At 72.2% G+C, this 9906-nt stretch carries 11 protein-coding genes and 1 pseudogene; 4 read left to right on the top strand and 8 right to left on the bottom strand.

The features are described 5' to 3' along the window. Window positions 1-212 (bottom strand): FAD:protein FMN transferase (locus tag CCN72_RS40725; protein ID WP_244174365.1); only part of this gene is annotated, 212 nt, incomplete at its 3' end. Here CCN72_RS40725 and CCN72_RS40720 point away from each other — a divergent pair. The 3 genes and pseudogenes from CCN72_RS40720 to CCN72_RS22000 form a co-directional block, all read left to right on the top strand. Then, a pseudogene (locus CCN72_RS40720) lies at window positions 169-435 on the top strand (FAD:protein FMN transferase); the annotation flags it as partial. The gene CCN72_RS40725 and the pseudogene CCN72_RS40720 sit on opposite strands and share 44 nt — an antisense overlap. Window positions 436-531: 96 nt before the next feature. After that, the gene (locus CCN72_RS40015) at window positions 532-735 is read left to right on the top strand and encodes a hypothetical protein (protein ID WP_086809004.1); all 204 of its coding nucleotides are present in this window, start codon (window positions 532-534) and stop codon (window positions 733-735) included. A gap of 75 nt (window positions 736-810) precedes the next feature. Next, entirely contained in the window at window positions 811-2655 is a 1845-nt protein-coding gene (locus tag CCN72_RS22000; RefSeq protein ID WP_086809003.1) for an ABC transporter ATP-binding protein, read from the top strand. A 37-nt stretch (window positions 2656-2692) separates the two neighbouring features. Here the strand turns inward: CCN72_RS22000 and CCN72_RS21995 are convergent, their stop codons facing one another. From CCN72_RS21995 to argC, 7 genes are all read right to left on the bottom strand, one after another. Then, window positions 2693-3481, bottom strand: coding sequence for a zf-HC2 domain-containing protein (locus tag CCN72_RS21995; protein WP_086809002.1), 789 nt, complete (start codon window positions 3479-3481; stop codon window positions 2693-2695). After that, window positions 3471-4058, bottom strand: coding sequence for an RNA polymerase sigma factor (locus CCN72_RS21990; protein WP_086809001.1), 588 nt, complete (start codon window positions 4056-4058; stop codon window positions 3471-3473). The genes CCN72_RS21995 and CCN72_RS21990 overlap by 11 nt, the downstream gene beginning before the upstream one ends. Before the next feature lie 90 nt (window positions 4059-4148). Continuing rightward, window positions 4149-4694, bottom strand: a complete 546-nt coding sequence (locus tag CCN72_RS21985) for an arginine repressor (RefSeq protein WP_037651166.1) — start codon at window positions 4692-4694, stop codon at window positions 4149-4151. Between the two features lie 7 nt (window positions 4695-4701). Next, window positions 4702-5910: an acetylornithine transaminase gene (locus tag CCN72_RS21980; RefSeq protein WP_086809000.1), complete on the bottom strand. Its 1209-nt coding sequence runs from the start codon at window positions 5908-5910 to the stop codon at window positions 4702-4704. After that, complete coding sequence (gene argB, locus CCN72_RS21975; RefSeq protein WP_085562480.1) at window positions 5907-6815, bottom strand: acetylglutamate kinase; 909 nt, start codon at window positions 6813-6815, stop codon at window positions 5907-5909. Before argB ends, CCN72_RS21980 begins: the two co-directional genes overlap by 4 nt. Further along, complete coding sequence (argJ, locus tag CCN72_RS21970) at window positions 6812-7963, bottom strand: bifunctional glutamate N-acetyltransferase/amino-acid acetyltransferase ArgJ (protein WP_086808999.1); 1152 nt, start codon at window positions 7961-7963, stop codon at window positions 6812-6814. Before argJ ends, argB begins: the two co-directional genes overlap by 4 nt. Further along, the gene (gene argC / locus CCN72_RS21965) at window positions 7960-8988 is read right to left on the bottom strand and encodes an N-acetyl-gamma-glutamyl-phosphate reductase (RefSeq protein WP_086808998.1); all 1029 of its coding nucleotides are present in this window, start codon (window positions 8986-8988) and stop codon (window positions 7960-7962) included. Before argC ends, argJ begins: the two co-directional genes overlap by 4 nt. Before the next feature lie 199 nt (window positions 8989-9187). Here argC and CCN72_RS21960 point away from each other — a divergent pair, with 199 nt between their 5' ends. Next, on the top strand, window positions 9188-9868 hold the full coding sequence (locus CCN72_RS21960) for a DUF4232 domain-containing protein (RefSeq protein ID WP_086808997.1): 681 nt from the start codon (window positions 9188-9190) through the stop codon (window positions 9866-9868). Window positions 9869-9906 lie beyond the last annotated feature (38 nt).

Below are 9906 nucleotides of genomic sequence, written 5' to 3'. Positions count from 1 at the left end.
TCGGCCGTGCCCGAGGTGGCCACCGCCAGCTCACTCGCCCCCGCCGTCGACACCACCGCGATCAGCCCGCCCGGCCGCAGGGGGTCCGCGATCCCCACCCGCCAGGGCCGCCCCGGCTCCGGCGCGCCCAGCGACTGCACATCGCCGCCGCCGTTGACGCTGACCCCCCTCACCCCGGCCACCTCGGGCACGGCCGAGCGGGGCGCGCACATCACGGACCCGGGCACCGGGCGGCCCGCGGTCACCGACCTGGTGGCGGTGACCGTGGTGGCACCCCGTCTGACCTGGGCGGACTGCTGGGCCACGGCCGCGTTCGCACGGGGGTCGCGGGCGGGCCTCGGATGGCTGGAGTCGCTGCCGGACACCGAGGCGCTGCTGCTCACGGTGGACGGCGAGGTGCTCCACACCGCGGGACTGGCCGCGCACATAGCGTGAAAAAGGGGTTGAAAGGGAAATTTTTTCGCCGAAGAGCCATCCCTGTGCCGCCCTCGGCCGTATCCCCTGTGCAGCAAATTTTCCAGGAGGAACACCATGGCTATCTTCAGCAGTCTGCTGCCCAAGGGCGGCGGCCACGGCCGGGGTCACGGCCGTGACCACGACGACGACCGCTTCGACGCCTTCGACCGCTTCGACCGTCACGGACACCGGCACGGCGACCGCCACGGTCATGGCCACGACCACGGCCGCGGTCACGGCGGCCGAGGCCACGGGCGCGGCGGCCACGGCGGCTACTGACCGACCACCACAGGCTGAGCGGACCGGGGCCCGGAGGACCCGGTCCGCCCGGCCGCTGTCCGAGGAACGCATCCCATGGCGCAAGTCCTGCGGCGGCTGCTGTCCTGGGGAGACCCCGACGGCTCCTCCTCCGACATCCCCGAGGCATCCGGCGATGTCGTCGCGGCCGCGCCCGCCGTCTCACCGCGCGCGGTCTTCCGCCGGTTCTGGCCCTACACCCGCGGCAACCGGCGCTGGCTCGCCCCGCTGCTGCTGCTCAGCCTGACCGGACCGGTCATCGACGCCGGTGAGCTGTGGCTGTTCAAGAGCGTCGTGGACCAGGTGCTGGTCCCCCGGGACCTGCACCCCTTTCTGTGGATCGCCCCGGCCTACCTGGGGCTGATCCTGTGCTCCGGCGTCCTCGGCTTCGCCGACGAGATGACCTCCACCTGGGTCGGCGAACGCTTCCTGCTCTCGCTGCGCCGCGATGTCTTCCGGCATGTGCAGGGCCTGTCCCTCGGCTTCTTCGAACGCCGCCGGCTCGGCGATGTGCTCTCCCGCGTCACGGGTGATGTGGACGCGGTCGAGACCTTCCTGCTCTCGGGCGTGGCGGACGCCCTGTACTACGTGCTCCAACTGGCCGTCTTCGTCGGCCTGCTGTTCTATCTGAGCTGGGATCTGACCCTGCTCGCGCTGGTCATCGTGCCCTTGTTCTGGGGCGCGGCCCGGCACTTCTCGCGGCTGATCAAGGACGCCTCCCGGGAGCGCAGACGGCGCAGCGGTTCGCTCAGCGCGATCGCCGAGGAGGTGCTCGGCAATGTCGCGCTCGTGCAGGCGTACAACCGGCAGAGCTGGGAGGCGCGCCGGTTCGAACGGGAGAGCGTGGGGCGGTTCCGGGCGGTGATGGCCTCGACGCGGATCCGGTCCCTGTACGCCCCGCTGGTGGAGATCATCGAGGTGGCGGGCGGGCTCGCGGTGCTCGGCCTCGGCACCTGGAAGCTGTCGCAGGGCCAGCTCACCCTGGGCGGGCTGCTGGTCTTCCTGGCCCTGATCGGCAAGATGTACAGCCCCGTGCACGGCCTGTCCGGGCTCGGCACCACCTTCTACTCCGCCGCCGCCTCGGCCGAGCGGATCATCGAACTGCTGGACCAGCGGCCGCAGGTCACCGAGCGCCCCGGGGCCCGCTCACTCGGCCGGGCGCGCGGAGCGGTGGAGTTCGACGGCGTCTGGTTCCGCTACCCCGGCACCACCCCCTGGGCCCTCGCGGACGTGTCGTTCCGGGTGGCGCCCGGCGAGACGCTGGCGCTGGTCGGGGCGAGCGGCGCGGGCAAGTCCACCGCCGCGCGGCTCCAGTTGCGGTTCTACGACCCCGAGCGGGGCGCGGTCCGGCTCGACGGCACCGATCTGCGCGAACTGCGCCTGGCCGAGGTGCGCGAGAGCGTCGCGGTGGTGCTCCAGGAGACCCTGGTCTTCCACGGCACGGTGCGGGAGAACATCGCCTACGGCCGTCCGGAGGCGTCCGAGGCGGAGATCGTCGCGGCGGCGCGCGCGGCGGACGCGCACGAGTTCATCGAACGGCTCCCGGACGGCTACGACACCCTCGTCGGACAGCGTGGCCGCACCCTGTCCGGCGGCCAGTGCCAGCGGCTCGCGATCGCCCGCGCGATGGTCAGGGACGCGCCCGTGCTGCTGCTCGACGAGCCGACCACCGGGATCGACGCGAGCTCCGGCCGGCGGATCATGGAGCCGCTGCGCCGGCTGATGGCCGGGCGGACCACCATCGTCATCTCGCACAACCTGCTCACCGTGCGCGACGCCACCCGGATCGTGGTGCTGGACCGGGGCCGGGTCGTGGAGGACGGCGCCCACGGCGATCTGCTGGTGCGCGACGGGACGTACGCCCGGCTGCACCGGCTGAACACCGGCACCGTGCTGTCGTAGCGCTCACCGCCCCCGTGGCCGTCCACATCTCTGACCCTCATGTCTGCTGGGACGGCACATGCGTCTCCCGGGTCAGCACATGCCCGGTCTGGAGGTGGGCGCGGGCGAGGACCGTGCCGTCGGCGGAGGTCAGCCGGGCGCCGGAGACCGCGTCCGCGTCGACCGGCGCCTGGGCCCCCCAGTGGCCCTGCCCGTTGCGCACGGTGAAGTCGCCCACGCGTACGGTCGTGCCGTCGGAGCGCTCCAGCACACAGCTGACCCGGCCGCTGTACGCGCTGCCGTGCCCGGCCAGGTCGACGGACACGAAGATCCAGCCGGGGCTGCCGGGGTGGGCGTAGACCTCGCCGATGGGCGAGCCGTCGGCGGCCGAGTCCGCGGTCATGTCGCCGACCAGCATGGGCTCGGACTCCATGGTGTGCGGGGGCGAGGCGGTGACCGTCTCCACGGCGGTGCCGATGCCCCAGCCGGCGAACCCGGCGACCACCGCGAGCCCCGCCGCGGCCGCCCCGAGCCGGATCCGGGCCCGGCGCGCCCGCCCGCGCAGCACCGGGAACGCGGGGGCGCGGGCGGCGGTGCGCCCGTCCGCGGCCGCCTGCTGGGCGAGGCTGCGGGCCACCCGGGTCTCGAAGCCCAGCGGCGGCTCCTGGCAGGGCAGCAGGCCGATCAGCCGGTCGCCGACCAGGGTCAGCTGCCGGACGAACTCCCGGCAGTCCGCGCAGGTGTCCAGATGGGCGACCGCCTCCGCGCGCTCCCGCCCGGGCAGCACGCCCAGCGCCAGCTCGGCGCCGATCTCGCGCATTTTCTCGCAGTTCGCGTCACTGGACATGGCCGCCTCGCTCCGGAGCCGACAGTGTGGTGCGCAGTTTGCCCATCGCCGCTCTGATGCGGGTCTTGGCGGTGCCCAGCGGGATCTGTTCCGTGTCGGCGACCTGCTGGGCGGTCATTCCGTAGATACCGGCCATCATCAGGGCCCGCGCCTGTTCGCGGGGCAGCCGGGAGACCGCGGCCCGCAGCCGGGCGGAGGCCTCGTCGGCCAGCGCCCAGCGCTCGGGGGTCTCGGTGACGGTGCCGAGCAGGGCGTCGAGGTCCTCGGGGGCCACCGGCTCGGTGCGCCGGGCGCGTACCGCGTCGATGGCCAGGTTGTGCGCGATGGTGGTCAGCCAGGTGGTGACCGAACCACGGCGCGAGTCGTAGATCTGCGCGTGCCGCCACGCGCGTTCGAACGTCTGCTGCGCGACGTCCTCGGCGAGCTGACGGTCCCCGGTGACGGCCATGGCGACACCGAAGACCCGGTGCTGGAAACGTCGTACGAAGACGACGGCCAGCTCCTGGTCTCCGGTGGCCAGCCCGGACAGCAGAGCCTCGTCCGGGAGGCGACCCACGGGGAACCGCAAACCCGACACACCTCTTTATACGGCCGACGGCCACAGGGAGATTGCCGCTCCCATTCTCCGTCGCGGGGCGGGCACCCGCATGCCGGTCGGGTGCCCGGCTCAGTGGCCGTTCTGCGCGAGCTTGAGCAGATGGTCCGCGAGGGCCTGGCCGCCGGTCGGGTTGCGGCTGATCAGCAGCAGGGTGTCGTCACCGGCGATGGTGCCGAGGATGTCGTGGAGTTCGGCCTGGTCGATGGCCGAGGCGAGGAACTGGGCGGCCCCGGGCGGGGTGCGCAGCACCACCAGGTTGGCGGAGGCCTCCGCGGAGATCAGCAGCTCCTGGGACAGGCGCCGCATCCGCTCCTCCTTGGCGGACTCGCCGAGCGGTGCGCGCGGAGTGCGGAAGCCGCCCTCGCTGGGCACGGCGTAGATGAGATCGCCGTCGTTGTTGCGGATCTTGACCGCGTTCAGCTCGTCGAGGTCCCGGCTCAGCGTCGCCTGGGTGACGCTGAGCCCGTCGTCGGCGAGCAGCTTGGCCAGCTGGCTCTGCGAGCGCACCGGCTCCCGGTTGAGGATGTCCACGATCCGGCGGTGCCGTGCGGTGCGGGTCTGCGGCACGGCGGGCCCGGCACCTGTCTGTTGCTCGTGCTCCTGCGCCTGGCTCATCGTCGTCTCATTCTCCGGATCGTCCGTCCCCGCCTGCGTCGAGGATGCCGGGCAGCGCCTGGAGCAAGGCGCCCGCCTCGTCGTCGCGCAGGTTCAGCGGGGGCATGAGCCGTACGACGTCGGGGGCGGGGGCGTTCACCAGGAACCCGGCCTCCTGGGCCGCCTGCTGCACCTCGTGCGCGCGCGGCCCGGTGAGCACGATACCCAGGAGCAGGCCCGCACCCCGGACATGGCCGACCAGCGGGTGGCCCAGCGCCTCGATGCCCGCGCGCAGCTTCTCGCCCTGCCGCTTCACGTTCTCCAGCAGTCCCTCGCCCTCGATGGTGTCGAGGACGGCGAGGCCCGCGGCGCAGGCGACCGGGTTGCCGCCGAAGGTCGTACCGTGCTGGCCGGGCCCGAGCAGTTCGGCGGCGCGGCCGAAGGCGACGGTGGCGCCGAGCGGGAGGCCGCCGCCCAACTGCTTGGCGAGGGTGACCACATCGGGCAGCACCCCCTCGTGGGCCTGGTACGCGAACCAGGTGCCGGTGCGGCCGACGCCGGTCTGCACCTCGTCCAGGACCAGCAGGGCGCCGGTGGCGGCGGTGATGGCGCGGGCGGCCTTGAGATAGCCGGCCGGGGGCACGACCACGCCGTTCTCGCCCTGGATCGGCTCGATGATCACCAGGGCGGTCTCCTCGGTGACGGCCGCGGCCAGGGCCTGGGCGTCGCCGTAGGGGACGTGGGTGACATCGCCGGGCAGCGGCCGGAAGGGGTCCTGCTTGGCGGGCTGCCCGGTGAGCGCGAGGGCGCCCATCGTACGGCCGTGGAAACCGCCCTCGGTGGCGACGACATGGGTGCGCCCGGTGAGCCGGCCGATCTTGAAGGCGGCCTCGTTGGCCTCGGCGCCGGAGTTGCAGAAGAACACCCGGCCCTCGCGACCGAAGAGCTGGAGCAGCCGTTCGGCGAGCGCGATGGGCGGCTCGGCCATGAACAGGTTGGAGACATGGCCGAGGGAGGCGATCTGCTTGCTGACGGCGTCCACGATCGCCGGGTGGGCGTGGCCGAGCGCGTTGGTGGCGATGCCGCCGACGAAATCGGTGTACGCGCGGCCCTCGGCGTCCCACACGGTGGTGCCCGCGCCGCGCACCAGCGGCAGCCGGGGGGTGCCGTAGTTGTTCATGAGCGCGCCCTGCCAGCGCTGGGCCAGGTCCTGGTTGCCGGTCTGATGCCCCGTCACGGTGCGTCCCCTTCGGGCTCGTCGGGCACGACCATGGTGCCGATGCCCTCGTCGGTGAAGATCTCCAGCAGGATGGAGTGCTGTACCCGTCCGTCGATGACGCGGGCGGTGCGCACGCCGCCGCGCACCGCGTGCAGGCAGCCCTGCATCTTGGGCACCATGCCGGAGCTCAACTCCGGGAGCAGCTTCTCCAGTTGGGTGGCGGTGAGGCGGCTGATCACCTCGTCGGAGTGCGGCCAGTCCTCGTAGAGGCCCTCGACATCGGTGAGGACCATGAGAGTTTCGGCGCCAAGGGCCGCAGCGAGTGCCGCAGCCGCCGTATCAGCATTGACGTTGTAGACATGACCGTCGTCCTGACTGCGGGCGATGGAGGAGACGACCGGGATACGGCCGTCGGCGAGCAGGGCTTCGATGGCGCCGGTGTCGATCGCGGTGATCTCGCCGACGCGCCCGATGTCGACCAACTCCCCGTCGATCTCGGGCAGATGCTTGGTGGCGGTGATGGTGTGCGCGTCCTCGCCGGTGAGGCCGACGGCGAGCGGGCCGTGCCGGTTGAGCAGGCCGACCAGTTCGCGCTGCACCTGTCCGGCGAGCACCATCCGTACGACGTCCATGGCGTCCTCGGTGGTGACCCGCAGGCCGGCCTTGAACTCGCTGACGATGCCGTGCCGGTCGAGGGCGGCGCTGATCTGGGGGCCGCCGCCGTGCACCACGACCGGCTTGAGCCCGGCGTGCCGCAGGAAGACGACGTCCTGGGCGAAGGCGGCCTTCAGTTCCTCGTCCACCATGGCGTTGCCGCCGAACTTGATGACGACGGTCTTTCCGTGGTGCCGGGTCAGCCAGGGCAGCGCCTCCACGAGGATCTGCGCCTTGGGCAGGGCCGTGTGCTTACGGGTCGTGGTCATGAGGAGTAGGCGCTGTTCTCGTGGACGTAGTCGGCGGTCAGGTCGTTGGTCCAGATCGTCGCGGTCTCGGTGCCGGCGGCGAGGTCGGCCACGATGTGGACCTCGCGGTAACGCATGTCGACCAGGTCGCGGTCCTCGCCGACGGAGCCGTTCTTGCACACCCAGACGCCGTTGATGGCGACGTTGAGCTGGTCGGGCTCGAAGACGGCGCTCGTGGTGCCGATCGCGGACAGGACGCGGCCCCAGTTGGGGTCCTCGCCGTGGAGGGCGCACTTGAGGAGGTTGTTGCGGGCGATGGAGCGGCCCACCTCGACGGCGTCCGCCTCGCTGGCGGCGCCCACGACCTCGACCTTGATGTCCTTGCTCGCGCCCTCGGCGTCGCCGATGAGCTGGCGGCCGAGGTCGTCGCAGACCTGCCGTACGGCCTCGGCGAAGGCGTCGTACTCCGGGGTGATGCCGGAGGCGCCGGAGGAGAGCAGCAGCACGGTGTCGTTGGTGGACATGCAGCCGTCGGAGTCGACGCGGTCGAAGGTGACCTTGGTGGCGGCGCGCAGGGCCTGGTCCAGGGTGGCGTCGTCCACGTCGGCGTCGGTGGTGATCACGACCAGCATGGTGGCGAGGCCGGGGGCGAGCATGCCGGCGCCCTTGGCCATGCCGCCGACCGTCCAGCCGGCGCCGGTGGCGACCGAGGTCTTGTGCACGGTGTCGGTGGTCTTGATGGCGATGGCGGCCTTCTCGCCGCCGTGCTCGGACAGCTGGGCGGCGGCGGTGTCGATGCCGGGGAGCAGCTTGTCCATGGGCAGCAGGACGCCGATGAGGCCGGTGGAGCAGACGGCGACCTCGATGGCGCCGCGGCCGAGGGCCTCGCCCGCCTTCTCGGCCGTCGCATGGGTGTCCTGGAAGCCCTGGGGGCCCGTACAGGCGTTGGCGCCACCGGAGTTGAGGACCACGGCGGAGACCTGGCCGCTCTTCATCACCTGCTCGGACCACAGCACCGGCGCGGCCTTGACGCGGTTGGCGGTGAAGACGCCTGCGGCGGCACGGCGGGGCCCGTCGTTGACCACGAGGGCCAGGTCGGGGTTGCCGTTCTGCTTGATCCCGGCGGCGATACCGGCCGCCCGGAATCCCTTGGCTGCCGTGACGCTCACGGTGCGACTCCGATCGTGGAAAGCCCGGTGGTCTCGGCGAGACCCAGGGCGAGGTTCATGCTCTGGACGGCACCGCCGGCGGTGCCCTTGGTCAGGTTGTCGATGGCGCTGATCGCGATGATGCGGCCCGCGGCCGCGTCGTACGCGACCTGCACCTGAACGGCGTTGGAACCGTGGACGGCGGCCGTCGCGGGCCACTGCCCCTCGGGCAGCAGACGGACGAAGGGTTCATCGGCGTACGCCTTCTCGTACGCGGCGCGCACCGCCTCGGCGCCCACCCCGGGGGCGGCCTTCGCGCTGCACGTGGCGAGGATGCCGCGGGGCATCGGGGCGAGGGTCGGCGTGAAGGAGACGGTGACCGGCTCCCCCGCGACCGCGCCGAGGTTCTGGATCATCTCGGGGGTGTGCCGGTGGCCGCCGCCGACGCCGTACGGCGACATGCTGCCCATGACCTCGCTGCCCAGCAGATGCGGCTTGGGTGCCTTGCCGGCGCCGGAGGTGCCGGAGGCGGCGACGATCACGGCCTCGGGCTCGGCGATCCGCGCCGCGTACGCCGGGAAGAGGGCGAGGGTCGCGGCGGTGGGGTAGCAGCCGGGCACGGCGATCCGCCTGGTGCCGGTGAGCGCGGCGCGGGCGCCGGGCAGCTCGGGCAGGCCGTAGGGCCAGGTGCCGGCGTGCGGGGAGCCGTAGAACTTCTCCCAGTCGGCCGCGTCCTTCAGCCGGAAGTCGGCGCCCATGTCGATCACGAGCACATCCGGGCCGAGCTGTTCGGCGACGGCGGCGGACTGGCCGTGCGGCAGCGCGAGGAAGACCACGTCGTGGCCTGCGAGGCTCTCGGGCGTGGTCTCGGCCAGCACCCGGTCGGCCAGCGGCCACAGGTGCGGCTGGAGCGTCCCGAGCCGTTGCCCGGCGTTGGAGTTCCCGGTCAGGGCCCCGATCTCGACCTCGGGGTGCGCGAGGAGCAGCCGCAGGACCTCTCCGCCCGCGTATCCACTCGCTCCGGCAACCGCCGCACGTACCGCCATGTCCGTCCTCCTCTGGATGGCATGACTATACGCATCTCTGCACGTTTATGCAATGAGTTATGCGGAGGCAGGGGGCGGTCCGGCGCGGGCCGCTCCGGGCCGTGACCGAACAAGGACATCGTAGAGAACCGCCCGCAACTGGCTGCGAGACACAAATATTTCCGACCACCCGCAGTGCACTGCTTCTGGGGGAAACACCGTGAAGACCACGCGAATCACCGCTCTCGCCGCCATCGGCCTCGTCGCCGGCCTCTCGCTCACCGCCTGCGGCGACGACTCCGGGAAGGACACATCCGCGAAGGGCGCCGCGGCCTCGTCCACGCCCACGGATACGTCGTCCTCCTCACCCTCCTTTTCCGCCGACGGTGGCTCGGGCTCCGGTGGCTCGGCGGCCGGTCGGTCGGCGTCGTCCTCCGGCGGGAGCGGCACGGCCGGGGCCGGCAGTACGAGCGGTGGGACGACGACCAGCGGCAAGGTCACGTTCTGCAAAACGGCGGACCTGGCCATCGACGCCGTGAACGCCTCGCCCGACAAGGCGTCCGGCAGGATCGACGTCACCATGGTCAACCGGGGTGCGACCACCTGCTCGGCGACGGGCTTCCCGGGCGTCGACATCAAGGACGCCCACCACACCTCCAGCCCCATCGAGCGCGGCCCCGCCCAGCCGCGTGTCACCACCCTGAAGCCCGGTGACGCCGCCGTCCTCGACATCGCCTACGACATCGACCCCAGCGGCAAGAGCCTCACCTCCCCGACCGACCTCCTGGTCACACCCCCGAACGAGACCCACACCGTGACCCTGAAGTGGCCCACCGGCGCGGGGGCGATCAGGGGTGCCTACACCGACGTCCAGGTCTACCCGACGCACACGACGAAGTAGCCGCGACCGGTACGGGGGCGGCTACTTCGTCGTGTGCG

This window comes from Streptomyces murinus (genome assembly GCF_002154555.1).
Classification (GTDB): Bacteria; Actinomycetota; Actinomycetes; order Streptomycetales; family Streptomycetaceae; genus Streptomyces; species Streptomyces murinus.
This window is presented reverse-complemented; position numbering and strand designations above follow the sequence as displayed.